The sequence below is a fragment of the sulfur-oxidizing endosymbiont of Gigantopelta aegis genome (assembly GCF_016097415.1).
Classification (GTDB): Bacteria; Pseudomonadota; Gammaproteobacteria; order GRL18; family GRL18; genus GRL18.
The window spans coordinates 3,627,857-3,654,069 of record NZ_JAEHGE010000001.1 but is presented as its reverse complement, the minus strand read 5'-3'; the positions used below and the strand labels follow the sequence as shown (position 1 = coordinate 3,654,069).

The following is a 26,213-nucleotide window of genomic DNA, read 5'->3' as shown; positions in this document are numbered from 1 at the left end:
TTATACTACAACTCTTATGCTACAAAGACTGGGCGAAATAGTCCGCTAAATATTCTTCAAAACTCATCTTGTCTGATGCTTCAATTTCTTCTTGTTTGCGTTGTGAACTGACGGCTTCGGCCTGATAAAACATTTCTTGTTCGGTACTTAAATTCACATTTTTATAATAATGAAAATGCTCGCGAGACATACGTTCTGCAAAGCGGTGAAAGCTTTCTTTATCCTGACGCATATCATCCAGCATTCTAGCCGAAGGGGTCATATCAGAATGTAAGACCCGTTCTGTTTGTTTATTGAGACTAGCTGTATAAGGTTTTGTTGGATCATTGGCATCCAACAGTTCACAGACACCGGCCATTTCTTCCATGATTTCCAGTGCCCATGATTTCAGGGTCTGTTGTCGTCCATTACGAAAAAGAATTAAGCCGGGTTTACGCCCCTGATGTGCAGTGAGCATTTCATTGTGATCAACTTCTTTTCGTTGCGATATTTCTATAATCGGACTTTCGTGTAATAAACAAAACAATAAGAAGGCTTCTAAAAAATGTAGCTGGCTTTCATTAACACCGAGGGGATCATAAGCATTCACATCTAAAGAACGTAGTTCTACATATTTCACCCCACGCCTAGCTAGGGCAATGGTGGGTTTTTCATTGCCCTGTAATATTTGTTTGGGGCGAATAGTCGAATAGTATTCGTTTTCAATTTGCAGAATATTGGTATTGAGTTGTTGGTATTTGCCCTCTTTTAGAAAGCCATATTTTTCATAGCCTTCATACGGTGTATTGATTGCCCAGTCCAAACTAGCAATGTAACTATTAATGTTTTTATAGCAGGCTTTAATGCCTGATTCATTTTCTTTGTTATTTTGATAACCGATATCCCCCATGCGCAATGATGTTGCATACGGTTCGTAATAAGTGCTTTCATCAAATTCAGCCAGAGAGGTTGAGCCACCCAATAAAAATGATTTACAAACAGCCGGTGAAGCACCAAACAGGTAAGGGACTAACCAGCCCATTCGTTGGCTATTGCGGATCAAATCAAAATAGCGTTCATTGATAAAATCTTGTTGTGTTTGTTGATCAGCCTCCACTTCTTGCAATACCGACCAGAATGATTCTTCCAAGGAGAAATTAAAGTGCACACCGGCGATGAGTTGCATGACACGGCCATAGCGATGACCTAGACCACGACGATAAACGGTTTTCATTGTCGCGGCGTTGGAACTACCATAACGTGCTAAAGGAATACTGGACTCACCCGCAACCACGCAGGGCATACTAGTCGCCCAAAGTAATTCATTTTGTAGGTTTTTATAAACAAACTTTTGGGTGTTTTGTAAAAATGCCAGCGCATCACTGATCTGGTTTAAAGGTGGGGTAATGAATTCGCTCAAGGCTTCTGAATAATCAGTGGTGATATAAGGATTGGTCAGCGCTGCCCCCAACGCCTCTGGATGAGGTGTTTGGGCAATACCACCGGCCACATCGACCCGTAGACTTTCTTTTTCAAGACCAATTTTATTTCCCGTCAGCAAGTTGGCTTCAGGCAATGCAGAAATTGCATTAAGGCGTTTTCTTAGAAGAGTATAGTCTGGCATTTAGCACATTATTCCTGAATTTCTTTAGCGTTTTCTTTGCTGAGGGTGTTTTCGTAGAGTTCACTGGCGACATAAGTTTGATAGAGATAGCGTAGTAAGACCATCACCACTGCCGAGACGGGTAAGGCGATAAGCACACCCACAAAACCGAATAACTGACCACCCACCATAATGGCAAAAATGACTGCAACCGGATGTAATCCAATACGCTCACCCACTAATAATGGTGTCAGTAAAAAACTTTCAATTAATTGTCCAAAACCAAACACAATAGCAATGGGGATTAACAAGCTTATATCATGCATTTGCATAAAGGCGGCTATCACTGCGGCTAAAATACCAACAATAAAGCCTAAATAAGGCACAAAGCTCACCAAGCCCGCCAACAGTCCAACCAATAGCGCCAGTTCCAGTCCGGCAATCCATAAGCCGGTTGAATAGATCGCCCCCAGACAGGTCATCACTAATAATTGACCACGCATAAAGGCCGCCAACACTTCGTCTGACTCACGGGCTAATCGAGTCACCAGCGGTTCAATATGACGTGGAATCAAGTGAGTCAGTTTGGCAATAAAAATATCCCAGTCACGCATAAAATAAAAAGCTATGACGGGAATTAATACCAGGTTGGAGAGCCAGGCAATGATCATTAGCCCTGATTGGGAGATAGAATTCACCATATAACCCGCAAAGCCACCGATACTTTGCCAGTTCGCCACAAAGGCTTTTTTTAGCTCAACCAAATTCAAACCAGTATCAGTAGTGTGAGCATTCAAACCAGTGATTGACAATAAGCGGGGCAGTACTTCATTTTGTATGAAGGCAATATAGTCGGGGAGTTTTCTCAATAAGGCTAAGATTTGGCTTTCCAGCAAAGGAATTAATATTAATAGCATCACTAATAAGATCAGACTAAAAATAACAAACACGATGGTGACCGATAAATTGCGTGACAGTTTGCGGGCTTCCAGTTTATCTACCAGTGGATCGCCCAAATACCCCAAGAATGCTGCGATTAAAAAAGGCATTAATATCGGTGATAATAAATAAATCAGAACACCTATCAATACGACGATTGATAGTAACATCCATTTTTGTGAGTCAGTCATCCCAAGTCCTATCTTGCCAGCCAATATTCCAATTCAGGCGTCAATACTTCTACTTTCTTTTGTGCTAATAGCGGTGTATTTTCAGCATTGTTTTGATAAGCATTGTTTGGAACGGTTGCGGAAGGATTTTCGGGCGGCTGGTTCATAGCATTTAAGGCTTTTTCACGCTCACTTGCTGGCCCGTCTTTGGCCTGTTTGTCCAAGTCATCAAGAATGACAGCCTGGTAGCCGTTATCCGCCCCGCTATCATTGGTATTGCTATTATTTTGTAGCGCACCACTATGTTCAATGGTACGTTCAATGGTACGTTCAATGGTACGTTCAACAGAATTAAGTAAGTCACCGAGTCGAATTTCCTGAATCAAGGACTCTTTGCTACCCAAATATTCAATAGCATAGAGCGCTCTATCCTGAGCTACTTGCAGCAAAGCAATGGATTTAATGGTCGCCAGATTACGTAAATAATCATCCACTGTTTGAAAATCCTTAAAGCCACCAATATTATTAATTTGTACCAGCACTTTTGCTTCATTGCCTGCATCTGCCACTTGGGTAAATTGGCGTGATAGTTTAGTAGCCAACTCATCAATACCGGCACTTAATGTTTGGTCACGATCAGTATTACGTGTTTCCCAGCTTTGCACTTCACCTAGCATTAACAAATTCCAACGTGCAACCCATAGGCCACTAGGCTCTTTAAAGAGTCTGACTGTCAGTGTCGATTGTGCTTGATAGCGTCTTGAAGCCAATAAAATGGCATCATTAAAATTGCCCCAGATATCGGCACTTGACACACTGGATTGATCTTGCAAATCAAGAAAGGGGAGTATAAGTGATAAGCCACGTTGCTCAGCCTGTTGTTTAAAAATGGCATAAACTTCCGGTTCGTCATACTGTCCGAGTAATTGACGCTTACCCTTAGTTTCTTGTGAAAACCAAATTAATGTTTCCGGTCTGATTTTTCCCCAAACGGGGAGTTGGGCTTCTTTTAGAAGTGAATTGATTGTTTTGGCATTAAAACGCACCCAAAACCATTTTTGCTTCTGCTCTGGTGCTTTTTCTGCCTGAGGTGTTTCAGGCTTGGTCGTATCAGTGGTATCACTCTCTGAAGGCGCTTCGAAAGGCTTGGCTTTATAATCATAACGAAATTGAGAAATAGCGCTCTCAGCCTGTTTTAGCATCGTCGCATAGGCAGGTGAACTTTTCACATCAGAGCGGCCTGAGACTTTGACTAAGACCTGAGTAAAAGCTTCATTGATCAGCTGGTTTTCAGGCTTATCGCCATCAACCTTAATGCTCGCTTCATACAATTTACTGATACTGGCTGAAAAGCTTGTCTGCATGACGAACAAACTCAAAAAAATGAGTACACTGACACGAGTATAAAGCCGGGCGCGGGCATAAAATTGAGATCTAAATGGATCACTAAATAAATAGCAAAGTGTCGTTTTACTCATTGGCAGACGTTTCAAGGTATGAATCCCTTTTTAAATGACTTTCATCTATACCCACGATACCTGGAAATGTACCCCAAGGGCACTTCTTTCAGGGTACTTTTTTCAGGGTGCAATGAGGCGAGTCCAGATATTAGGGGTACATTATATAGAATAAGGACAATAAAGTATCAAAAATTATCTCCTTACTATAAAACGAGTACACCCAATAGGGCTGAAAATCAATTGTCGATAATCGAATGCCACATCAACCGTGATGAGACATCAAAGTGCTCTTCCAGTTCATAGGTTTTAGGTCTGACCAGTTGCTTGGTCAAGCTAAGGGTTGCACCCGGCACTTGGTACATGGCATCTAATTTGGCTAGGCAGGTGGCTTTTAAGTCATCACCGCTCACCACTTCACTGACCAGTGACAAGGAATTTGCTTCCTGAGCATCAATCGTCTCACCATTTTGAAGAATTTCCATGGTTTTAGTCATACCGAGTTGTCGATTCATAAAAAATGACACTGCCCCCACGGGGGTAACGCCTATTTTTAAACCGGGAAATTCAATACACAGATCATCAGCAGCAATTCGATAGTCACAGGCCAGAAAAAAGCCAAAAGAATCAATCGAAACCTGGCCTCGAATAGCCACAATATTGGGCTTACTGAACTCATTGATAGCCAGAGTCAAACGCTTGACGGCATTGCCATAACGGGTCACACCCATTTCTTTTTGCACATAGCCCGATTTCTTTTGAATGGACTTGATAAAAGTCTGTAATAGTTCAATTCGCTCATACTCAGCAGTATGTAGCGTTAATATGCCCTTAATATTCTTATCGACTTCAATAGTATTTAGACAATCCAGCATTTCATGCATTTTTGATGCGTCCATTGCCATCCTAAAAGATTCAGCTTTGAGGCAAATAACCGCTGTTTCCCCTTCATACTGACAGGAAAAAATTTCACTATCAAAATCACTATAATCCTTCATAAATACGCCTATTTTATATGGTTAAAACAAGTAAAAAATTTTCTTCAACAAACTATACCCGTGAGACTTAAAACATACTCGAGTCAGTTTTTTGCTCAATGTTACCAAGCCGTTTTTTCAATTTCTAAATACATACTATTGATATGGCGGCCAAAATTACTATCAAAGCCTTCCCAATCTTTATAGGCTGCAAATTGCCCTATGGACTTGTCTTTTATCTCAAAATCTTCCAGATCATCATCAAAACCCGCTTTAACAACCGCTTGAATTTGTAACAGGTAATCTAAAAAAGGCTTAACCGCAGCATCACTATCCCCAGTTTGCCCATGACCTGGCACATAAGTATTCATTTTTAACTCTATTGCATACCGCAGCGCTTTAATATTGCCCAACATACTTGCGCTACTATCAAAACGTCCCAAACGATGAGCAAAGCTATTATCACCTAGAAACAGAGTCTTGCTTTCTACATGTTCAATCATGATATCAGTATTGGTGTGTGCAGGTATCATAGAATGAATGCGAAAATGTTGCCCATCGACGCTAATCGCCTCACCTTCATTAACAGCAAATTTGGGAGCCACAATCTTTGTTCCCTTGGTTTTACCTTCTGTTAGGCGCAGCATCAGATCTAGCCAATTAAGCCCTTGCTCACCATTAGCCTGCTTGATCATATTAGGATGGCCATATATTTTAACTTCGGGGTATTTTTCTACGATGGCCTGATTTGCCAGCCAATGGTCACCATGAATATGGCTATTAAATACGGCTAGAACTGGTTTTTTGGAAATTTTTTCAATTTCCTTAAGTACTTCCAAACCCACGCCATAAGCAGAACCGGGATCGATAATAATTAAGCCATTTTTTGCTTCAATAAAACCGGGGTTATTCATAAAACCATGATTTTCAACACTAGGCTCTGTCAATGGGCCATGCATGACATAGACATTTTCCGCCACTTTTTCAAACTGAAAAGTACCTGCCTTACCTAAGTCCCATGCGAAAGCTTCGCTTGTCACGAGAAATAAACTCACCACTAACACGTATATTCTTAACATTAATTGACCTTTTTCTTTATATAATAAATAGCCATAACAATATATATCAAAAAGTGCTGATTTAATAGTCAGAAAGTGGGGTAATTTTACTCATTAAAAGCAACAGGAAAGGCAATCTTCAGCTCAGAGGCTTTGTCCACACAAAAATGCTTAGGCAATTGCCCCTCCTGCAAAAAAACGACCCGATTTTATTTCTTTTTAGAAAACGCTTGCCAGCTTTGCAATGCCTTTTTGGCTGCTTGACTATGCACTTTGGCCGCCAATTCCTGAGAGCGAATAAAATCTTTCATACAGTGCTGATAATCCCCCACATCACGCTGGTAACGGCGTGCGTAATAAGCCGTGGATAACCATAACGGTTTCGTCGGCTTGTAGCAAAAAGGAATCGGTTCAAACATATCGGCAGTGCTGGAAGCACTAAAACCAGCCAAGATCATACTGAGTAAAATTAAAATTCTAACTTTCATTTTCAACCTGCTGCTTTTTTATGATGTAAAATTGCTACTACGGTGCTTAAACCTAAAAAAATCAGTTGAACCTACTGCGACCGCCTTATGCACTGAATCTTAAGGATTTTCCAGAACATTTTGACTTCACCCGTAGGTGACTACGAATAAAGCCCAAATAACCTGTAAAACCCTTAATCTTCAGCACCTAAGTCGCTCTCGCTACGATTCAACTGATTATTTTAGGTTAATGATGGCTATTAATAAAACGCTTATGGATAAGTTTAGCATTTTTATCCGCTTCTGCTTTCATTAGCGCAACACGCTGTTTCATTTCAATATAGCCCTGACGACAACGCTTGTATTCACTAACATCTTCAGCATAAATACGTTTATATTCATTGGTGGCAAAAAATAGTGGCTTCGATGGTTTATAGCAATAATCCTGAATCTCGCTCGTCGTTGCAATATCCACTTGATCATTAGCGAAACTCAGAGCAGGTAGAACAAGTAAAAAAATAGTGATAGTGGAAAGCATGGCTTTCATTGTAAAAATCCTTGTAGAAATCATTTGTAACTCATAAAAAGTAGAAATACATCAAATTAGAATACAAACAAGTTCTCATTTATATAATATATCTTGATTACCCATAAAGCTCCGCCATTTTTAGGAGCTTTCCATTCATAGGTGGCGTTTTCATCGCCACGCATAAAAACCTTGGCATCATGTCTTTTAAGTTAAAGCGTCTATTAAACCGATAACAAAATTCAGCAAGATACCGAGGTAAATGTTTTGAGTTAATGGAATGATAGCTTCCCTTCATAGAGTTTTTAATATTACCTATCATAGTGTTAACCCAGATAAACTCAATTTTATCAACACTTGCCGCACCACCACCCGTGACGATTGGAACATGCTTACAGTCAGCTTCTTTAACCGCAGGAAAACAATTTAACCCATCTGAGTAAACAGTACTTCCAGGTGTTAAATGAGTTTGTGCCCATCGTTTTATTTCACTGGATTTAAACCCTTTAAGCACATTTAAATTCATTGCAATCGGGTGTCCATCTTCATTAGTAGAAACGGCTGCAACGAACGGTGTTTTATTTTCTGAACCACGACCTCTGGAGCCGCCTCTGTGCTCACCACCCCAGTAGGCATCATCAATTTGAATGATGCCTGATAAAGGTTTACTGTCATCACGTTCTTTCATAACCTGCATGATCTTTTGTTTCATACTCCAGGCTGTATTGTAGCTTACCTTAAGCTGTCTCTTTAATTCTAATGCTGAAACCGCTGTCTTCAATTGAGTCATAAGATGAATCGCTAAAAACCACTTAGATAAAGGCAGTTTGGTACTATCAAATATTGTCCCACAGGTTGCTGATGTCTGATGATGACAATGGTGGCACTGATAAAGATGGCGATGTTCTAGAGTGCAATAAGTCTTATTGCCACACTCTGGGCAAACAAATCCATCAGGAAATTTCCATTTAAATAAGGCTTGTCGGCACTGTTTGTCAGTGCCATAATCATTAAAAAGCTCAAATAAACTATAACCTTCTTGAAACTGAATTTTATTTTTTGACATCATTCTACTCCACACATAATCTATACTTTAATTATAGTATAATTATAGTATAATTATAGTATAATTATAGTATAATTATCGAAATATGGCGGAGCTTTGTGGGTAATCAAGTAATATATTGGTGTCTATTTGCGAAAATTGTGAAAAAATCAGCAATAAAATTCTATTTTTTTATATAAGTTGGTGTTTATAAATAAGTTGCTTGTAGACATAAGTTGTTTTAAAACGAAACGAAAAACAGGCGTATAGGAGTAAAACGATGACATTTGGAAAAGATCCAGTCTTAATGCTGACTGTATTCGTACTTACTGGTTTTATTATATCAGTTTTTACATTTTCTGGTAATACAAAAACACCCTTAAAAACTGCCGAACAACCCGAATATTACCTTGTGGATAGTCAATGACTCAAAACCGTCTTTAAATTGACCTTCTCATTGCTCCACTAACAATAAGCTAAAACAAAATTCTGTGCCCTCTCCCACGGTACTATTCACTATAATCTGGCGCTCATGCAAGGCCACTATCCGTTTTACAATCGCTAGACCCAATCCCGCATGTTTGCCTTTGCGATGCTTATTGTCTGCCTGATAAAAGCGATCAAAAACTTTAGGTAAGTCCTTCTCGCTGATACCACAGCCTGTATCCCGAATTCTGATCTGTATTTCTTCGCCCTGCTGGCTGACATTCACCAGTATCATGTCACCTGGCTGAGTGTAATTAAAGGCATTGGCCAGGAGATTATCAATGAACCGCTCTATCAGAGCAATGTCAGCATTAACCAATAGGGCTTCACGTGGACAATTCAATTGCAGTTTAATCTCCCCCTGCTTGGCGCGATGCTGAAATTTTTGAATACTATCAAAGATAAATTCACTGAAGCTAAAGATTTCTTTTTTCGGGGTAATCTCCTTGGCGTCAAATTTGGCTAATTCAAATAAATCATCAATCAAGCGACTTAGGCGTTTGCCATGTTGCGAGACAATTTTTAGATAGTCTTCACGACTTTGAGCATCTAAGGATTCACCTTTGATAGTCAAAGTCTCCAGATAACCCAACATGCTGGCCAACGGGGTACGCAAATCATGGGAAATATTGGCCACCAACTCACGACGTAACTTATCCTGTTCTTCCAACTTACTGAGTTGAGCAATGGTATGTTCTGCCATGACATCAAAACTGCGAGCCAGATAGCCAATTTCATCTTTATGTTGCTTGTCTAGTAATTTGGGATCAGGGTAGGCGCTAAAACCATTGTCACTGAAGTCACGCATAGCAATCGATAAATTTCTTACCCGACGGGTGATGGTATAAAATAATAACAAGCCCAGTAGCAAGCCGACCCCTAAGCTGATCAACAATGAATAGAGGCTATATTGAATAACATAGTTGTTTTGTAAAGCCTGATTAACCTGATCATATTCCTCGCCACGCAGCACAATATATAAATAGCCTTCCGGTGCTTCCTCAGTGGGTACATGGGTAACAGAAAAAGCTTTTTTCATGGTAAAACTACGGGGATCATCCCCCGGCACTAATTTCCCTTGAAAAAAGGACTGAATCGGTTCTAAAGACACCGATTCCCGTTTCACAATACCGGGATCAGCAGAATAAGATAAAACTTTACCCTTGAGATCCAATAAATAAATTTCAATATTCGGATTCACCGTCATGTAGTCATGAAAAGTTTGTTTTAAGGCCTGCCGATTAATTTTTCCATCTACCACAATGGCACGCTCACCGACTAATTTTTTTGCCAATTCCCGATTGAACTGCTGAGTTGTTTCTTGTAGGTAATCACTGGTGACAGAGTAGGTAATAAAACCATAGACAAAGCCCATGGTTAAAATGATCAGCACGAGAATACTGGCAAGACGCGCATAGAGAGAACGAAAAATATATTCACCCGGCATTATAAATTCTCAACAAATTTATAACCAACACCCCAGGCAGTTAAAATATAATCCGGCTTGGTGGGGTTGTTTTCAACTTTTGCCCGCAAGCGATTAATATGAGAATTAACCGTATGTTCATAGCCATCATGACCATAACCCCAGACTTTATCCAACAATTGTGTACGGGTAAAAACCTGACCAGCATGTTGGGCAAAAAAGGTTAGCAAATCGAATTCCTTGGCGGTCAGACGAAGCTCATCACCTCTGGCTATGACGGTGCGAGAGCGTAAATTAATGCGCAACTCCCCCACACTCAACAAATTGTCTGATGGTACTGCTTGCGAGTAGTTATTTTCCGTTAACGCCTCATTGGACAAGTTATTTAAGGCTGTTTCACGGAAGCTTGCCCGACGAAACAATGCTTTCACTCGGGCAACCAGTTCCAATACGCTAAAAGGCTTGGTTAAGTAATCATCTGCACCTAATTCCAGCCCCAAAACACGATCTAATTCCGTTGATTTTGAAGTCAGCATCATAATCGGCACTGGCGAATTCGTTGCTCGAATAGCCTTACAAATATCCAGACCATCCATGCTCGGCAACATAATATCCAGAATAACTAAGGCATATTGACCGGCTTTGAATAATTGTAAAGCTTCCAGACCATCATGAGATATTTCGACCTCACAATCTAAATCCAATAATTGCAATTTAATTAAATTGGCAATATCCGGATCATCTTCAACAATTAAGACTGTTTTTTTCATATTATTGGTTAACATCTAGCGATAAGCCCTCAATCCTACTTCCTCAACTCAGTATCATGGGTATACGTTAAGCAATTTCGCAGTAGGCACATTATATGTAAGCTTAGTATAAAGTTTTGGTGGAAAAATTATAGTTCGGAAAATACCTATAACAAGCTGAGCTTTTGTGATAAAAAGGTGATAATTAGGTGATAAAATTGGCAAATATTTACTTTATACTGATAGGCAGAGCATGAGGCAATATACCTCAATAGTGCTATTATCCTAGAACAATCACCAAAAGAGTTAATACTGGAAAAATTATGAAACGATTCAAAACACCGCAGATATTACTGACCTTATTGGCAGGCATATCTTTAACCGTCGCATTAACCGTGTTTGCAGGGAATAGCAACTCAAGCACAACAAATAACAACGATACCTATAAAAAAGCCTACTTTGCCGGTGGCTGCTTTTGGTGTGTCGAATCTAATTATGAAAAAGTGGATGGCGTCATTGACGTGATTTCCGGCTTTAGTGGCGGTGAGATTAAAAATCCCAGTTATAAACAAGTGTCTTCGGGTATGACCAAACACGTTGAAGCCGTAGAAGTCATCTATGATGCTAATAAAATCAGTTATAATGAGTTATTGGATGAACTCTGGTATTTGATTGATCCCACGGATGCAACGGGCTCATTTGTCGATCGCGGGGCACATTATCGTTCAGTCATTTATTATACCAATGAGAACGAAAGATCATTGGCCGAACAAGCTATTAAGGATCTGGCAAAATCCGGCCGTTATGATAAGCCCATTGTTACTGAAATCACAGAATTTAAGGCCTTTTATCCTGCTGAAGACTATCATCAGGATTATTATAAAAAGAATCCTATTCGTTATAAATATTATCGTTTTCGCTCAGGTCGTGACCAGTATCTAGAGTCTATCTGGGGTGAGAATTTACATAAAAGAAAGGCTAGATCTCATTCTTTGTCCCACGCTCAACCCCAAAACCAAGCCAAGAATAAGTCGCAAAAAGGACGCTATATGAAACCTGATGATAAGACACTTAAAGCACAATTAACTGAGTTGCAATACAGTGTCACCCAAAAAGAAGATACCGAGCGTCCCTTTCAGAATGAATATTGGGATAATAAAAAACAGGGTATCTACGTCGATATCGTTTCCGGAGAACCACTTTTCAGCTCAACGGATAAGTATGAATCAAAAACTGGCTGGCCCAGTTTTACTCAGCCCATTGAAACAATGGCAGTAACAGAAAAAACCGATAAGCATTTGTTTTATAGCCGTACAGAAGTACGTAGCAAACATGCTGATTCGCATTTAGGTCATGTATTTCCTGATGGCCCAAAGCCAACCGGTTTAAGATATTGCATTAATTCCGCCTCACTCAAGTTTGTCCCCCAGGCTGAGTTAGTTGAGCAGGGTTATGAGCAATATGTGACCTTATTTGAAAATATAAAAAAATAATGCTTTATCCCCCAACTTTATAAGGCAGAAAGTAAATCTATGATGTAGACTCTCTTTAAACATAAATAAGAGAGTCTATTAACTCACCTCTGAGATATGCTTCTGAGATATACCTCTCTTCATCCTTCTTCACCCATGACTAAACTATAAGGACATCGTAATGATGAATACGCTCTCTCTTAAGCGAATTTTAACCAGCCTAAGCCTTGCCTGCGCACTACCTGTTATTGCCTTGGCACAGCCTCAAACCATTGATCAAAAAGCCGCTTATGCCATTGGCTCTAACTTTATTCAGTCCTTAAAAATGCAAGGCATTGAGTTAGAAGTTGATAGTGTGATTGAAGGTATTAAAGATGGCTCAAAGGGCAAGTTAGTTTTATCAACGGCTGAAATGAAACAAGCGCTGGATGCATTTAAAACCAAGCTCATCAAACAACAAGAGAAAATTCAGAAAGCATCATCCGGAAAGAATATTAAGGCGGGTAAGGACTTCCTTGCGGCAAACAAAAGTAAGGATGGCGTTATCACCTTAAAGAGTGGTTTACAATACAAAGTCATCAAGAGCGGCAGTGGTGCTAGTCCAAAGGCAACGGATAAAGTAACAACGCACTATCGTGGCACACTGATAGACGGCACAGAATTTGACAGCTCTTACTCACGCAATCAACCCGCAACGTTTTCCGTCAATGGCGTGATTCCGGGCTGGGTTGAAGCCTTGCAACTCATGAAAGCCGGTGATAAATGGCAATTATTCATCCCTGCCAATCTTGCCTATGGTGATCGTTCTGTGGGTTCGGTGATCACACCCAACTCAACATTAATTTTTGATATTGAGTTATTGAAAATTAATTAAATGCTTAAACTTGCGTTACATTTCAAGTGTAGGATGTGGTGAGGTACGAACCGCATCAATGGCTTTAAACCTAAAAAAATCAGTTGAACCTACTGCGACCGCCTTATGCACTGAATCTTAAGGATTTTCAGCACCTAAGTCGCTCTCGCTACGATTCAACTGATTATTTTAGGTTAAAACAAACAGGCTTTGATGCGGTTCGTACCTCACCACATCCTACCAATGTAAAGATAGGTTAATCACTTAAATTGATAGGCTGATTCAATCTGTTCACGAGTCAAGACACCATAGAGACGCTTAATATTGGGTGCATTCATACGTTCAACAAACAAGGCATCCAAATTTAAATCATCAAGTTTGTTGAGTGCCTCATCCAATGTGGCCTGTAAATGAATCCCTATAATATCAATTCTTTTTGCCGGTATTGATAATAAATCAATTTCCTTCTGCTCCACCTTATCCGCTTTAGGGTGCGCTTCAAGTTCTTCCAGATATTTAACTAAGTCAATCACCGGCATTAATTGTTTGTACGACTTATCGTGCTCATTAATTAATAGCCATTCTGGTTTTTTCTCTAGCAACAATGCCATTTTATCTTTATGAATAACACTATCGACTTCGATAAAATGCTTATTCATGACACTGGCAACGCCCATGCGTCTTAAGGTTTGACTAATGGGATTGGTATAAACATTGACTTCATTGGCTTCTAATAATGACACAAATAATGATTTCTTACGAAACAACTCACTGGCCGTCAAATTGGCCACCACAATAGCAATCATACCCGGCATAATAATCTGTGGACTATGGGTCAACTCCATCATTGCCGTTAAAGCCGCTAAAGGTGCTTGCAAGCTTGAGCCCATTACCGCGCCCATGCCCAACAAGCTATAAAAACCAATATCCAGCCCTAATTCCGGCGCTATTGCACGCAGCAGCAAAGCAAACGCACCACCCAGACACGCCCCCAAAAACAAGGTCGGACCGATGACACCACCGGGGATCCCCAGACCAATACTGACCACGGTTGCTAATAATTTAAAAAGCAATAACAGCACCAGTGTTTGCAATATAAAACCACCAGCTAAGGCCTGGCTTACGGTATCATAACCAATACCCATGATGCTTGGCTCTAACATAGCGATCAGGCCAATTAGAAAACCTGAAAGCATTAACTTGCTCGGAAAATTAAAATTCCTGGTACGGTGGGCTGTCATTTTTAATAATTCAATTAAAAATGCGGAAAGAATGCCAGCCAAAAAACCCAGCACTACAATTAAGGGTAATTCAAACAGTGAACCTTGATGAATATCAGGTACAATAAACGCAGGCTGACTGCCAAACACATAAACAGAAACAGTGGTCGCCGCGCCTGCGGCCAAAATAATTGGCATAAAACTCAGTAGTGTATATTCCATCATCACCACTTCTAAGGCAAAAATAACACCTGCAAGAGGGGTATCAAATGAGGCCGCAATGCCTGCCGCAGTACCACAGCCCACTAGGGTGCGAATACTATTATTAGGCAAGCCTAGGAGTTGTCCCACCAAACTGCTCGAGGCAGCACCCAGATAGACATTAGGTCCTTCCCTACCCACCGAATGCCCCGAAGCAATGGCAATCACTGCGCCAAAGAACTGTAAAAAAAAGCCGCGCATACTCAAGTAGCCCTGATGAAACGCCATACGCTCCATCACGCTGGCAATGCCCAATACCGATGAACCTTTGGCAAAGAAGTGAAACAGCAGGGCAATGAGTAAACTACCCAGCAGCGGTAATAAAAAACGACTTTCAAGCGCTAGCGCCTCATAATTTTCGCCCTGCACAGCTAACCAGTCTGTTTGAATACATTCAACTAATAAGCGAAATAAAACAATAATAATACCGGTTAATAGTCCGGTAAAAAGACCGAGCAAGGCCAGTGAAATTAAAGCATCGGGGCGGGAAAGGTGGAGGCGGAAGCGATCCAAGCTATCATGAAAATGAGCATGATGATTCAGTGATTTCCAGCGACTTAACATTGATTTTTTTTGCTTAACCATAACAACAAAGTATAGCAGACTTAGTGATCACTATTATTGCCAACCAAGTTAAAACAACTCTACATCATGAGAGTCTGAAACATTATTTGATTTTTTATTATTATTTTCATCTGTAACAGATATTGTATTTGCATCGTAACTTTCATTGCTTTCAGAGGTATGTACAAACTGCTCCACTATATCTTTCAATTGCTCGGCCATGATTTTAAATTCATTACCTGAATTGTAAGCATCTTGAGAAGTCTTAGCCATTGTTTGTGACATTACACTTAAGTTCTCCAATGAATTGCTCACTTTTTCATTATCTTTGCGTTGTTGTTCAGTAGCACCCGCATTTTCTTTATTCATCCCATTAACACGAGTAATATCGCTGACAATATTATCAAAGCTGTTGCCCGTTTCAGTTGAAAGTTGTACGGTACGTTCTGCATGGCTCTGCATGCTACTCATTTTGTCGACCACACTCACAGAGGCTTTTTGTAGTTGTTCAATTTTTTCCTTAATGACAATAGTTTCTTCTTGAATTTTGTGCGATAAACTTCTCACTTCATCAGCGACAACAGCAAAGCCTCTACCCGCCTCACCTGCTCTGGCGGCCTCAATGGCAGCATTAAGTGCCAATAAATTGGTCTGCTCAGAAATCGTTTGAATCACCTGAATCACTGAACTAATACTTTCAGTATCTTTAGCTAAGTCATTCACCACTGATGATGAATCTTTCACTTCTGTCGCAATTATCTGAACCGATTCAATCGCCTGTTGGACAATACTACGCCCACTCTCTGCTGCTGATTTAGCTTCTTCAACAGACTCTGCGGCTTTATTGGTATTTTCAGCAATGGCTTCCATTTGCACTGACATCTGGCTATTGATAGCAGCCACTTCTGAGACTTGCCGTTCCTGACTATTGGAAAAATCCAAAGCACATGCTGTCAAGGAGCTCATTTTATTTGCTTCTTTAGCTAAATTGCTTGAAGAAAGTACCACCAAATCAACCACCCGTTTAATTTTTCCGACGAAGACATTAAAGTCCACTGCCAGTGCCGCCAGTTCATCTTTGCCTTTTTCATCCAGGCTGTGTCCCAAGCCGCCGCCTGAGGAGATTTCATGCATTGCCTTTTGTGTTGTCACCAGTCGCTTAGTCACTAATAGATTGAGAATAAGAATAATGAGCAAGGCACCAATAAAGCTGATGATGGCAATTACTAAAGTCATATTTGAAAATAACTCAATATCAGTCAAGAGCTTATGGATTTTTTCATCTGCACGTGTTTGTTGCTTAGTGATAATTTGCCCGATTGAATTCAGAATATCTGTTAATAAGGGGACTAGTTCATCACGAATAAGTTGTGAGTCCTTGCGCCAATCATTACTACTATGAACCTGCACAATCTCTTTTAAAAATGCCTCATAATTCACTACAATATCCTGCAATTCCTCAAGGCCATTCGCTTCTTCAAAAGTAAGTTCATCTTCCAGACTAGCCAGAAATTCCAATTTACTTTTTATAATATCCAATTGTACGACATAGCCTTCCGAGAAAATATTATTGCGATAGGTCAAAAAAACAGTGGTATTACGTGATAAATTTAACCATTCCGAGCGTAGTTCAAATAATACCTTAAGAATACTGACTCTAACCTGATCAATTTCTTCACTCTGAGATTCTTCTTCTACTTCAGAATCAATCATCACACTAGTGATTTGTATACGTCAAAACTTCCCACGTTGACGTATCATTCCACTTTATTTAAAGGCTGAATTTTTTCAGTCAAATTCCATGGCAACAATTGCTCTAAAGCCTCATCATCATAATGCCTGCCCAGCTTAGGTAACTCAGTCAGAATGTGTGTTAAAAAGGCAAAGGGCTCTAGGTTGTTTGCTTTCGCTGTTTGCACGATTGAATATAAAATAGCACTGGCCTCAGCACCACGAGGATTTTGGTTCATGACCCAGTTTTTGCGCCCAATCACAAAGGGTTTGATCCGCCGCTCTGCCATATTATTATCAATCTGGAGGTTGCCCTCTTCAAGATAGACAGTCAGATACTTCCATTGATTGATCACATAACGAATAGCGACACCCAACTTACTGTCTTTTGTTGTTTTAGTCACTTTATCATCACACCACTTTTTAAAGTCATCCAGTAGTGGTTTGCTTTTTTCCTGACGGATCAGGTAACGTTGTTCAGCATTGAGCGGTTTGATTTGTTTTTCAATCGCATACAATTTAGCAATTTTACTGATCGCCATTTGTACCATGCCAGGCTTTTTCTGACTGTTCTTGGGTAATGCTTTTAAGGCATCATGGAACTTGCGACGAGCATGTGCCATGCAGCCTAATAAAGTGACTTCACTGTTCTCATTTTCGAATATATGATAACCGGGAAAGCCATCCGTTTGCAGGTAACCTGAAAACCCCGTTAAAAAGGTTTTGGCATGTTGGCCTGCACGAGTAGGCTGATACTCATACAAAACAATGGGACACTTGGAATGATAGCCGCCACTTTGATAGAGCCACATATAAGATTTAGGGCAATTCTCACGTCCATCATGGATCACTCGCATCGTTGTTTCATCGGCCTGGATGATTTTCTGCCTAATGAGATAATACAACAACCGATTATAAAAGGGTTTGAGTAATTCAGCTGATTTAAGCACCCAGTTGGACATACTGGCTCTGGAAAGTGTTATCTTATAGCGTTTAAATATCGCTTCCTGTCGATAGAGAGGCAAGCTGTCTAGGAATTTAGAAACAATGATATAGGCCAGCAGGCTGGGTGATGCAAAACTTCTAGGAATGGGCTGTGCAGGCTTAGGAGCAGTTTTAACGCCTTCCTCACAAGCACGACAGGCATATTTAACCTGAACATGTTCTACAACATATACCTGAGCAGGAACAATTTCCAGTTGCTCTGAGGTCTCTTCACCAATTTCATGCAAGTGATGACCGCAGTCACAGACTTGTTCTGCTTCAGATAACTCATGACGAACAACTTTACGAGGTAGGTCTTTAGGTAAAGGCTTACGACCGGGCTTTTTACGCTCATAAGTAATGGTTTCACGGACTTCCGGTGCTTCTTCGGCGAACGTTTCTGCCTCATTAAAGAAGTCGGGGTGAACTTCTTTTTCACTGGAAGTACCAAACCGTTTATGTTGCAACAGACGAAATTGTTCCTCATACCAGTCCACTTTTGACTGGAGTTCAAGCACCCTGTTTTTGAGCGTTGGTATCTCTTCTGGTAGTATTTTGTCTGTTGAACTCATGCGTTATATTATACTAAAAATGAGCGTTAAATGCTTGTATTTATTCTGTTTAATGCGCATCTAAAGGGACTTTTTTTAGTTGTTTTCCAGACCATGAATTTCAGGGTGAGCATGGTGTTGTGTGCAAGATAAACCATCCAGTAACCACTGTAATTCTCTCAGTGTTAACGAAAGAGTGGGTTGTTCTTTTTCCATCGGCCACTGGAATTTCCCTTTTCAAGTGTACGATAGTAAAGCCAGAAACCATTACGCTCCCAGTACAGTATTTTAAGTTTATCTCGCTGACGATTACAAAAACAAAGACACTGCCATCAAAGGGATTGTGTTCCAATTGCTCTGAGACAATCAGTGATAGCCCATTGGTTGCTTTTCTCATATCGGTAACACCAGAAACCAGATAAACCTGATTGACTGTGATGCCCGTTATCATGAAACAGTCCTGAGCAAATCCAGAATGGACTTGAGCTGATTCAGGTTCGTATCAGAATTGATTTCCAAACTGAAACCATTGGTATGGCTTACTTTAATTGCATTGCTTGTGGGGGAATTGGCCAGTAAATTAATGGGAATGAGTTGATTGTTGGTGTTGACCTGTTTTGATGAGCTAACATAACCCAACTTCTTTCGATAATAGCTAAAAATATGAGAGGGTATCTTATGTTGTTGACAATAAACTGCCTGGCTTAAGTTACTGGCTTGGCAGGCCTCTATGTGTTGCTTCATCGAAGCATCTTTTGAATGGTTGCTCATTTGTATCTCCAAATTACGAATTGAAGATCATAGTTTGAGCTAACTGAAGCTTATTGTGAACGTGGGTTTTAATTGACGTTTACAGTGATTTGTAACATTTGATTAATGATCGGCCCCACTTTTTGACCGGCAATTAATAATGCCGGTTTGTTCAGATTATCATCTGCACCAATTCTCATCACATTAACAAAACTTTTATCCAGTACATTCAGTTTCTCAGTAATTTTGACCAACGACTGCACCATTTCAGGATAACTGGCTTTATGCTCATCCAGTGATGTGATGTGTGTTTTTAAGGCACTTAATGCCTTTTGATAAACATCTTGATAATTTTTTTCCCGAGTCAGGAGATAAAGACCGCTGGATGCGGATAATTCAGAAATGCCTTCACGAATACTTTGCAGGTGAGCAATAATTGGCGCCCCCTTCTGAGTCACATCAATAATGACCGCTTTTTGGGTATAACCATTATAAATAAAGGAACCACTACCCAATAAAATGACCAATAAAAAAAACACAAAACTAAATCGCAGCTTCGATTTAACCGTAGTATTCAATAAAAGTTTGGTAAATATGGCTTTTAGCATCAAAAACGCTCCCCCGGGAAGCAAAGAAAGAAAACTGATTCGCTATAACTATGATATATCGGTAGTATTAGATTATAGTTTAGTTTTTCATTGCTAAAAGTCAAAGAAGAGAGTAAATATTAATAAATAACCTGAATTCTGGATAATACATACGAGCAAGTTAACTTACATGGCGGTGCGCTTCGTTCCTCAGCAGCACCCTACGCTTGTCTGCAAGTAATGTATTGTAAAACAGTAGGATGCTGCTGAGGAACGAAGCGCATCACAATAGTGCTAACTAAACAATACCGTAAATTATTATCCAGAACTCAGGTTAAATAGGGCTTAATAATGAGTCCTTATTACCAATCTTGTCCATAATAGTGGGTAATTTCATCATCTTTTTTTATTTTTTTGATTGCCATGACGGTAAAATCATCATAATAAGCGGCATTGGCCCGATCATCATGATTAATGTATTTAAAATCATCTAATACTTTATAGGCTCGATCTTCTGCCATCCATATGACATGAGCCCCATCTTTTTTGGTCGGTTGACATTTAAACTCGCCCAATAGCTCACCTTTTTTGATATCCCGTGCAGCAAATAAGCCCTTGCCATGAATTTTACTTTCTCCAACATAGACTGGCGCTTGATGGACTGCCTGTTTTTTACTCATAGTTGTTTTTACTCATTAGTGGTAGTTTCTCGTCTTATGCATTTATATTGAGTCGTTTTAAAACGGTTTTTGAGCAATAAACGTTGCCCGTTTGGGGGCTGGATAGCCTTCGATTGTTTTGTTTTTGTCCTCTGGATCAAGAAAATCTTGTAATGACTCATAAGGCATCCAAGAAGTGCTGCGCTGTTCTTCAATAGCGGTTTGATTGATATCAACCACTTGCACATTTTCAAATCCACACCGTTGTAACCATTGCGTCATCGTTGCAACGCTGGGTAAAAACCATACATTACGCATTTTAGCATAGCGATCATCCGGCACTAAAGTTTCACCCAAATGACCATCAATAATCAAGGTTTCCAGCACCAACTCTCCCCCTTTGCGCAACGTAGCTTTGAGTTGTTGCAGGTGATCAATCGGCGAACGACGATGATAAAACACCCCCATAGAAAATACTGTATCAAAGGCATGCAGATTGGTAGGCAATTGTTCTATGCCAAAGGGAAGTAAGTGCACAGGCTTATCACCAATAAAATGTTTCAGCGCCTGAAACTGCATCCAAAATAACCAGGAAGGATCGATACCAATCACCAATCGTGCCTGTTCACCATGCATACGCCAGCAATGATAGCCATTGCCACAACCAATATCCAATACCAGACGATTTTTTAACGGCGATATATGTTCAACGATACGATTCCACTTCCAATCAGAATGCCATTCTGTATCGATTAAACAATCATTAATTTGATAAGGGCCTTTACGCCAAGGGCTTAGCTGCTTTAAGGTTGTTTCTAACAATTCCCCATCAAGTGCATTTTCACTGCGTATTTGCAAGGTGTCTGAATTAAAATCAACATGACATTGAGTCACAGCAGGCAAATCATTCAAAGCCTGACGCCAGCGATTAAAATCACCATGAGTCGAGGGTTCTAATTGCGCAATTTGATCGGGCAAGGTTTCAGCCCATTTTTCTAAGGCCGTATCTTGCATGGATTGGTATAAAGCAGTGTATTCAAGCATAGTGTCGAAGTGAGTATATTATTATTTGGGAAACGCTAAATTTAGATTATTTTATAGCAATAATAGATGAAAAATTAAAACATTGGAACCATTGTTCAGTTTGTTTAAAGCCAACATCATTTAAACGCTGTTTATGCTGTGCTAAAGTTTCCGGTAGCAATACATTTTCCAATGTTTGTCGCTTTTGACTGATTTCTAAATCACTATAGCCATTGGCTTTTTTAAAAAAATGGTGCATATCAATCAGTAGTTTTTGCTGCTCAGCATCACTATAGTTGAGCTTTTCTGACAAAATCAAAATACCGCCCGGCTTCATCCCCTGATAAATCCTTGCCAATAAATTTTTCCGTTGCTGTGGCTCAATAAACTGCAAGGTAAAATTCATTACCACCACCGAGGCATTTTCTATAACGATGTCATTCACATCAGCACAGATAAAATCAATGGCTTTGCTATACGCTGAATCCGGATCACTTTGTTGTAATAAAGACTTTGCCTTAGCTAACATTGCGGTGGAATTATCCACTGCAATAATAGCTGAACGTTGTTCATCGCTAAAGCGAGCCTGTAATGCCTTGGCCATTGATAAAGCCGATGCACCTAATGAGCAGCCCAGATCATAGCAATTGCTATGATGTTGATAAAACTCAGCCGACAAAACACCACTCATTGCCACGATACTCGCATAACCCGGCACAGAACGATTGATCATATCCGGAAATACACTGGCTACTTTTTCGTCAAAATTAAAATCAACCAATTTATCCAGTGGACTGGAAAACAGTGTATCACGCCCTAGCGTCATTTATTACACCAAGCGCGCAAACAAATCATGTTCACTATTATCAATGATTTCAACATCAATAAAATCCCCTGGATTCAGGTCTGCCGCTTGCTCAATTTGATCATCCTCTAAAGGATCGACAAACACTAGTCCATCAACTTCCGGCGCATCAGATGCGCTACGGGCGATTAATCCCTTGTCATCAATACTATCAATAATCACCTTCATCGTCCGACCGACTTTAGCCTGCAACTTCTTAAAGCTGATTTCAGACTGCACTGCCATTAAACGTTCCAGACGCTCCTCTTTAACCGCTTCAGGGACATGATCAGGCAATGCATTGGCATCAGCACCATCAACCGCAGAATACTTAAACGCACCGACACGATCAAATTGAATTGCTTGGGTAAAAGCCAATAAATCCTCAAAATCCTGCTCTGTTTCACCGGGGAAACCGACAATAAAGGTACTACGCAAAGTAATATCAGGACAAATCTCCCGCCAAAAAGCAATGCGTTTGAGCATATTTTCACTATTGGCCGGGCGTTTCATTGCCTTAAGCACACTCGGTGAAGAATGTTGTAATGGAATATCCAGATAAGGCAGGATTTTACCTTCCGCCATTAAGGGAATGACATCATCCACGTGAGGATAGGGATAAACATAATGCATTCTTACCCAGACTCCCATCTCACCTAAAGCCGCTGCCAATTCTTTAAAACGCGTTTTAACCGGCTTGCCTTGATGAAAACCTAATTGATACTTAGTATCTAAACCATAGGCGGAAGTATCCTGAGACACCACTAATAATTCCCTAACGCCTGCATTAACCAGATTTTCAGCTTCCTGCAACACATCGCCAATGGGTCTACTGACTAATTTTCCCCGTAAGGAAGGAATAATACAAAAACTACAACTATGATTACAACCTTCTGAAATCTTTAAATAGGCATAATGTCGAGGTGTAAGTTTAACCCCACCCTGAGGAATCAAACTGGTATAGGGATCATGATCAGGGGGAATATGCGCATGTACGGCCTGCATCACTTCTTCCAGGGCATGAGGACCGGTCACGGCTAATACATCAGGGTGAGTTTCTTTAACAATGTCACCCTTGCCGCCCAAGCAACCGGTCACGATGACTTTGCCATTTTCGGCCAGCGCCTCACCAATGGCATCCAATGACTCTTCTACCGCATCATCAATAAAACCGCAGGTGTTCACCACCACCATATCAGCATTTTGATAAGAATCACTGATATCATAGCCTTCTGCACGCAAACGCGTCAGAATTTGCTCGGAATCAACCAAAGCCTTGGGGCAGCCTAAACTAATAAAACCTATCTTGTTAGCGCTCATAATTACCTTAAATCTTACTTTATTTACGAATGTCTGCTTGAAAAATGAACTATTATACCAACATTAATGTCCTAAGGCTTATTAAAAACTCAAGGATACTCAATGAAAACATTATTATTAGCAGTAGCAACAAGCACACTCTTATTGGCAGGCTGTAGTAAAGACTTTGCCCCAGAAACGGGTGCGAGTGGTGAAGATATTTTTAAAAATGCTTGCTTAGACTGTCATAAAGCTATTGAGGGTAAGGATAATATCCATTATGAACTGACTAGCGAAAATAAAAATGTTGACTATATTGCGAGCAAAATTACTGAGGGTAGTTTAATGATGCCTAAGTTCCCAAATATTACCGGGGATAGCTTAAAAGCAGTGAGCCTATATGCTCTGGAGCACTCTGGAGACAAATAAGCCTTTACTCCATGCTCATTTGACAGCTTGCAGCACTTCGTGCTGAGCAAATGAGCATGGAGAGCTATTTTTTACTTATTAAAACAGATATAGAAGCAAAAAATTATTTTATATTAATAAAATCTTTCGCTAATAGAGGCATTTCTTCGTCTTCACGAATTGGATTGCTCCCAATCACAGCACTTAATAAAAATCCCGCCATGAACGATATGATTACCACTAAATAGATCATCATTTAAAAAAACCTCAAATACAGACAATAAAATTATTTTTGTAGGACAGACACTACAAGGTAAGAATTATACTACATCTGCAGATATAATAACCAATTAATAAGACAATTTATTTGACCAAAGTCATAAATATGCAAATAGCATCAAAGCAAGCTTGCTAATATGGGAATCTATTTTATTATTAGTACAGTATACCCATGATACTTGGAAATGTAGCGAGGCATTTTGATTTAAGGCCGATTGATTGTATAAGTACTACATGATTGAGGCTTTAAATTAAAATAACGAAGCCTGCACTTCCAAGTGTCACGGGTATATCGATCAACTCATCAATAAAAGTGCATATAAAACAATGAATATTAATAAAGAACTTGAATACCTCATTACCGAAATACCCATTTTCAATGAGTTGGATGCCGATGATACTCAAGTATTATCTCAATACTTATTCCCAAAAGAATTACAAATAGGCGGTCTAGTCTGTAAAGAAGGCCAGCATGGTAGTTTTTTGAGTTTTGTTGCTGCAGGTGAACTGGAAATTGTTAAAACGCTGGATGATAAAGAAGTGGTTATTTCCACTATTTCAGAAGGTGCATCATTGGGTGAAATGGCGCTGATCGATGGCCTAACTCGTTCCGCCACCGTACGGGCGCGTAAGAACTCGACTATTTTGATTTTACGCCGTGATGATTTTAATACCTTATTAAACAAACACCCTGAAGTCGGTATTAAAATTTTAAAAGGGATTGCCCGTTTACTGAGTTTGAATTTACGCAAGGCGTCGGCTCAAATCACAGCAAAAATCGGTGAACCCACTTAAACCTCATCAATTAGCCAAGTTCATGCTTTTTAAAAATTTATGGCACTTTCTTTGAGTGGCTCACGTTTGCACCACTAAATGGCAGGCACGGGTCGAGCTACACACTCAAGTGCATTCCTTCAAACGGTTGGGTTTAAGATTTTTTCGTTTTCGTTACCTCGTAGTCATCTGGATTTAAATACAAATCCATCATTTCCTCCCATGAATCCATGACAAGAAACTGAATAGTCCCTCTGAACATTTCCCACAAATACCGCTTAGAACCTGCTTTAGTTCGACAGGCCTGATAAGCCCCATCGGTCAGCTCAAATATTTGATGAAAGTAAAAGGCCAGCAAGGTAAGTAGGTACATGTTATAGCTGAGATATTGTTTACCATGACCATAATTATGTTCTATAGAATAGCCCTGATTTTTCAGCGTGTTAAAACACTCATTCTCAATCTTCCATCTACAACGCCCAGCCTGAACCAGTTGGATAATATTGTGCTCACTGACTTGAAAGTCAGTCACCCAGCTATTACGATAGGTGATCTTTCCTTCTGAATTGATGAGATGATACTCAAGGAAGTTAACGGTGACGGCATCAGCTTCACCATGTAATGGAACTGCATTTTTCCAACGATACTGATGGGTACGACCTTTCTCATCGATGGTTTCAAATGAGGACAATTCAGTAAAGTCATTGAGCCATTCGAAAAGATATTTATGATCACCTGGTTTGGTCACCAGAAGATAATGCATTTTATTATCTTTAATGGTTTCAATCATCGGTTGGTGTGACATCAGTCCATCACCACAGATAACAAAGCCTTGGCGAGGGTGGTCTTTTTTCAATTGAGCAATGAAGCGTTTGCTGGCATTGATCTCACAGTCTTGTTTCTCTGTACCATCTTTATTTTGGATGGCTTCAGGCATGACTGGTAACACTTGTTTTTTATCTGGGTGCATGATGGCACCTTGTAATACGGCATGACTGTAAGTGATTTCACCGCTTTTATGTTCTTTATGCAGGCTAATGTGGCTATATGTAACCGGACCAGACTGCCAGGG

Annotated in this window: 25 protein-coding genes; 4 read left to right on the top strand and 21 right to left on the bottom strand. The window is 40.0% G+C overall.

The genetic code is table 11. The features are described from left to right. Positions 1-19: 19 nt before the first annotated feature. From gshA to JEU79_RS18690, 10 genes are all read right to left on the bottom strand, one after another. Complete coding sequence (gshA, locus tag JEU79_RS18735; protein ID WP_198265334.1) at positions 20-1,603, bottom strand: glutamate--cysteine ligase; 1,584 nt, start codon at positions 1,601-1,603, stop codon at positions 20-22. Between the two features lie 8 nt (positions 1,604-1,611). Then, on the bottom strand, positions 1,612-2,712 hold the full coding sequence (locus JEU79_RS18730; RefSeq protein WP_198265333.1) for an AI-2E family transporter: 1,101 nt from the start codon (positions 2,710-2,712) through the stop codon (positions 1,612-1,614). An 8-nt stretch (positions 2,713-2,720) separates the two neighbouring features. Next, positions 2,721-4,055, bottom strand: coding sequence for a DUF2066 domain-containing protein (locus JEU79_RS18725; protein WP_198265332.1), 1,335 nt, complete (start codon positions 4,053-4,055; stop codon positions 2,721-2,723). Positions 4,056-4,387: 332 nt separating this feature from the next. Further along, positions 4,388-5,146: an enoyl-CoA hydratase/isomerase family protein gene (locus JEU79_RS18720; RefSeq protein ID WP_198265331.1), complete on the bottom strand. Its 759-nt coding sequence runs from the start codon at positions 5,144-5,146 to the stop codon at positions 4,388-4,390. A gap of 101 nt (positions 5,147-5,247) precedes the next feature. Then, a complete protein-coding gene (locus JEU79_RS18715) occupies positions 5,248-6,204 on the bottom strand; it encodes an MBL fold metallo-hydrolase (RefSeq protein WP_198265330.1) in 957 nt (318 codons plus the stop codon). A 188-nt stretch (positions 6,205-6,392) separates the two neighbouring features. Beyond that, complete coding sequence (locus JEU79_RS18710; RefSeq protein WP_198265329.1) at positions 6,393-6,671, bottom strand: hypothetical protein; 279 nt, start codon at positions 6,669-6,671, stop codon at positions 6,393-6,395. A gap of 226 nt (positions 6,672-6,897) precedes the next feature. Continuing rightward, positions 6,898-7,197 (bottom strand): hypothetical protein, encoded by a 300-nt coding sequence (locus JEU79_RS18705; RefSeq protein WP_198265328.1) that lies wholly within the window; start codon positions 7,195-7,197, stop codon positions 6,898-6,900. 97 nt (positions 7,198-7,294) lie between these two features. Then, entirely contained in the window at positions 7,295-8,242 is a 948-nt protein-coding gene (locus JEU79_RS18700; RefSeq protein ID WP_198262526.1) for an IS1595 family transposase, read from the bottom strand. A 433-nt stretch (positions 8,243-8,675) separates the two neighbouring features. Next, positions 8,676-10,154 carry a sensor histidine kinase gene (locus tag JEU79_RS18695; protein WP_198265327.1) on the bottom strand — a complete coding sequence of 493 codons (1,479 nt, stop codon included), beginning with the start codon at positions 10,152-10,154 and terminating at the stop codon, positions 8,676-8,678. After that, on the bottom strand, positions 10,154-10,903 hold the full coding sequence (locus JEU79_RS18690) for a response regulator transcription factor (RefSeq protein WP_198265326.1): 750 nt from the start codon (positions 10,901-10,903) through the stop codon (positions 10,154-10,156). The genes JEU79_RS18695 and JEU79_RS18690 overlap by 1 nt, the downstream gene beginning before the upstream one ends. 302 nt (positions 10,904-11,205) lie before the next feature. Between JEU79_RS18690 and msrB the strand changes: the two genes are divergently transcribed. Together msrB and bamJ are read left to right on the top strand one after the other, a co-directional pair. Continuing rightward, positions 11,206-12,375, top strand: coding sequence for a peptide-methionine (R)-S-oxide reductase MsrB (gene msrB, locus JEU79_RS18685; RefSeq protein WP_198265325.1), 1,170 nt, complete (start codon positions 11,206-11,208; stop codon positions 12,373-12,375). Positions 12,376-12,538: 163 nt separating this feature from the next. Beyond that, positions 12,539-13,228, top strand: coding sequence for a BamJ family beta-barrel-assembly machinery protein (bamJ, locus tag JEU79_RS18680; RefSeq protein ID WP_198265324.1), 690 nt, complete (start codon positions 12,539-12,541; stop codon positions 13,226-13,228). 239 nt (positions 13,229-13,467) lie between these two features. Here bamJ and JEU79_RS18675 read toward each other — a convergent pair whose 3' ends face one another. The 10 genes from JEU79_RS18675 to rimO form a co-directional block, all read right to left on the bottom strand. Next, entirely contained in the window at positions 13,468-15,273 is a 1,806-nt protein-coding gene (locus tag JEU79_RS18675; RefSeq protein ID WP_198265323.1) for a chloride channel protein, read from the bottom strand. 48 nt (positions 15,274-15,321) lie between these two features. Beyond that, on the bottom strand, positions 15,322-16,965 hold the full coding sequence (locus JEU79_RS18670) for a methyl-accepting chemotaxis protein (RefSeq protein ID WP_198265322.1): 1,644 nt from the start codon (positions 16,963-16,965) through the stop codon (positions 15,322-15,324). Positions 16,966-17,009: 44 nt separating this feature from the next. Then, positions 17,010-18,539, bottom strand: a complete 1,530-nt coding sequence (tnpC, locus tag JEU79_RS18665; protein WP_198265321.1) for an IS66 family transposase — start codon at positions 18,537-18,539, stop codon at positions 17,010-17,012. Between the two features lie 100 nt (positions 18,540-18,639). Continuing rightward, the gene (gene tnpB, locus JEU79_RS18660) at positions 18,640-18,969 is read right to left on the bottom strand and encodes an IS66 family insertion sequence element accessory protein TnpB (RefSeq protein WP_198262810.1); all 330 of its coding nucleotides are present in this window, start codon (positions 18,967-18,969) and stop codon (positions 18,640-18,642) included. Next, on the bottom strand, positions 18,966-19,289 hold the full coding sequence (gene tnpA, locus JEU79_RS18655; protein WP_198262602.1) for an IS66 family insertion sequence element accessory protein TnpA: 324 nt from the start codon (positions 19,287-19,289) through the stop codon (positions 18,966-18,968). Before tnpA ends, tnpB begins: the two co-directional genes overlap by 4 nt. 68 nt (positions 19,290-19,357) lie before the next feature. Continuing rightward, complete coding sequence (locus JEU79_RS18650; RefSeq protein ID WP_214660629.1) at positions 19,358-19,783, bottom strand: CHASE3 domain-containing protein; 426 nt, start codon at positions 19,781-19,783, stop codon at positions 19,358-19,360. 434 nt (positions 19,784-20,217) lie between these two features. After that, the gene (locus tag JEU79_RS18645; RefSeq protein WP_198265319.1) at positions 20,218-20,535 is read right to left on the bottom strand and encodes an SET domain-containing protein-lysine N-methyltransferase; all 318 of its coding nucleotides are present in this window, start codon (positions 20,533-20,535) and stop codon (positions 20,218-20,220) included. A gap of 57 nt (positions 20,536-20,592) precedes the next feature. After that, the gene (gene cmoB / locus JEU79_RS18640) at positions 20,593-21,558 is read right to left on the bottom strand and encodes a tRNA 5-methoxyuridine(34)/uridine 5-oxyacetic acid(34) synthase CmoB (RefSeq protein WP_198265318.1); all 966 of its coding nucleotides are present in this window, start codon (positions 21,556-21,558) and stop codon (positions 20,593-20,595) included. Positions 21,559-21,604: 46 nt separating this feature from the next. Then, complete coding sequence (gene cmoA, locus JEU79_RS18635) at positions 21,605-22,363, bottom strand: carboxy-S-adenosyl-L-methionine synthase CmoA (RefSeq protein ID WP_198265317.1); 759 nt, start codon at positions 22,361-22,363, stop codon at positions 21,605-21,607. A 3-nt stretch (positions 22,364-22,366) separates the two neighbouring features. Next, positions 22,367-23,701, bottom strand: coding sequence for a 30S ribosomal protein S12 methylthiotransferase RimO (gene rimO, locus JEU79_RS18630; protein ID WP_198265316.1), 1,335 nt, complete (start codon positions 23,699-23,701; stop codon positions 22,367-22,369). Between the two features lie 102 nt (positions 23,702-23,803). On the opposite strand from rimO, the gene JEU79_RS18625 reads away from it, so the two are divergent. Both JEU79_RS18625 and JEU79_RS18620 read left to right on the top strand, forming a co-directional pair. Continuing rightward, positions 23,804-24,109: a c-type cytochrome gene (locus tag JEU79_RS18625; RefSeq protein WP_198265315.1), complete on the top strand. Its 306-nt coding sequence runs from the start codon at positions 23,804-23,806 to the stop codon at positions 24,107-24,109. A 585-nt stretch (positions 24,110-24,694) separates the two neighbouring features. Next, a complete protein-coding gene (locus JEU79_RS18620) occupies positions 24,695-25,162 on the top strand; it encodes a cyclic nucleotide-binding domain-containing protein (protein ID WP_198265314.1) in 468 nt (155 codons plus the stop codon). Between the two features lie 133 nt (positions 25,163-25,295). On the opposite strand, the gene JEU79_RS18615 is transcribed toward JEU79_RS18620, so the two are convergent. After that, on the bottom strand, positions 25,296-26,111 hold the full coding sequence (locus JEU79_RS18615; RefSeq protein WP_198265313.1) for a hypothetical protein: 816 nt from the start codon (positions 26,109-26,111) through the stop codon (positions 25,296-25,298). Positions 26,112-26,213 lie beyond the last annotated feature (102 nt).

Bases quoted from the DNA above. Each gene is read 5' to 3' on its own strand.
- gshA (WP_198265334.1), bottom strand. From the start codon at position 1,603: ATGCCAGACTATACTCTTCTAAGAAAACGCCTTAATGCAATTTCTGCA.
- JEU79_RS18730 (WP_198265333.1), bottom strand. From the start codon at position 2,712: ATGACTGACTCACAAAAATGGATGTTACTATCAATCGTCGTATTGATA.
- JEU79_RS18725 (WP_198265332.1), bottom strand. From the start codon at position 4,055: ATGCAGACAAGCTTTTCAGCCAGTATCAGTAAATTGTATGAAGCGAGC.
- JEU79_RS18720 (WP_198265331.1), bottom strand. From the start codon at position 5,146: ATGAAGGATTATAGTGATTTTGATAGTGAAATTTTTTCCTGTCAGTAT.
- JEU79_RS18715 (WP_198265330.1), bottom strand. From the start codon at position 6,204: ATGTTAAGAATATACGTGTTAGTGGTGAGTTTATTTCTCGTGACAAGC.
- JEU79_RS18710 (WP_198265329.1), bottom strand. From the start codon at position 6,671: ATGAAAGTTAGAATTTTAATTTTACTCAGTATGATCTTGGCTGGTTTT.
- JEU79_RS18705 (WP_198265328.1), bottom strand. From the start codon at position 7,197: ATGAAAGCCATGCTTTCCACTATCACTATTTTTTTACTTGTTCTACCT.
- JEU79_RS18700 (WP_198262526.1), bottom strand. From the start codon at position 8,242: ATGTCAAAAAATAAAATTCAGTTTCAAGAAGGTTATAGTTTATTTGAG.
- JEU79_RS18695 (WP_198265327.1), bottom strand. From the start codon at position 10,154: ATGCCGGGTGAATATATTTTTCGTTCTCTCTATGCGCGTCTTGCCAGT.
- JEU79_RS18690 (WP_198265326.1), bottom strand. From the start codon at position 10,903: ATGAAAAAAACAGTCTTAATTGTTGAAGATGATCCGGATATTGCCAAT.
- msrB (WP_198265325.1), top strand. From the start codon at position 11,206: ATGAAACGATTCAAAACACCGCAGATATTACTGACCTTATTGGCAGGC.
- bamJ (WP_198265324.1), top strand. From the start codon at position 12,539: ATGAATACGCTCTCTCTTAAGCGAATTTTAACCAGCCTAAGCCTTGCC.
- JEU79_RS18675 (WP_198265323.1), bottom strand. From the start codon at position 15,273: ATGGTTAAGCAAAAAAAATCAATGTTAAGTCGCTGGAAATCACTGAAT.
- JEU79_RS18670 (WP_198265322.1), bottom strand. From the start codon at position 16,965: ATGATTGATTCTGAAGTAGAAGAAGAATCTCAGAGTGAAGAAATTGAT.
- tnpC (WP_198265321.1), bottom strand. From the start codon at position 18,539: ATGAGTTCAACAGACAAAATACTACCAGAAGAGATACCAACGCTCAAA.
- tnpB (WP_198262810.1), bottom strand. From the start codon at position 18,969: ATGATAACGGGCATCACAGTCAATCAGGTTTATCTGGTTTCTGGTGTT.
- tnpA (WP_198262602.1), bottom strand. From the start codon at position 19,289: ATGAGCAACCATTCAAAAGATGCTTCGATGAAGCAACACATAGAGGCC.
- JEU79_RS18645 (WP_198265319.1), bottom strand. From the start codon at position 20,535: ATGAGTAAAAAACAGGCAGTCCATCAAGCGCCAGTCTATGTTGGAGAA.
- cmoB (WP_198265318.1), bottom strand. From the start codon at position 21,558: ATGCTTGAATACACTGCTTTATACCAATCCATGCAAGATACGGCCTTA.
- cmoA (WP_198265317.1), bottom strand. From the start codon at position 22,363: ATGACGCTAGGGCGTGATACACTGTTTTCCAGTCCACTGGATAAATTG.
- rimO (WP_198265316.1), bottom strand. From the start codon at position 23,701: ATGAGCGCTAACAAGATAGGTTTTATTAGTTTAGGCTGCCCCAAGGCT.
- JEU79_RS18625 (WP_198265315.1), top strand. From the start codon at position 23,804: ATGAAAACATTATTATTAGCAGTAGCAACAAGCACACTCTTATTGGCA.
- JEU79_RS18620 (WP_198265314.1), top strand. From the start codon at position 24,695: ATGAATATTAATAAAGAACTTGAATACCTCATTACCGAAATACCCATT.
- JEU79_RS18615 (WP_198265313.1), bottom strand. From the start codon at position 26,111: ATGCACCCAGATAAAAAACAAGTGTTACCAGTCATGCCTGAAGCCATC.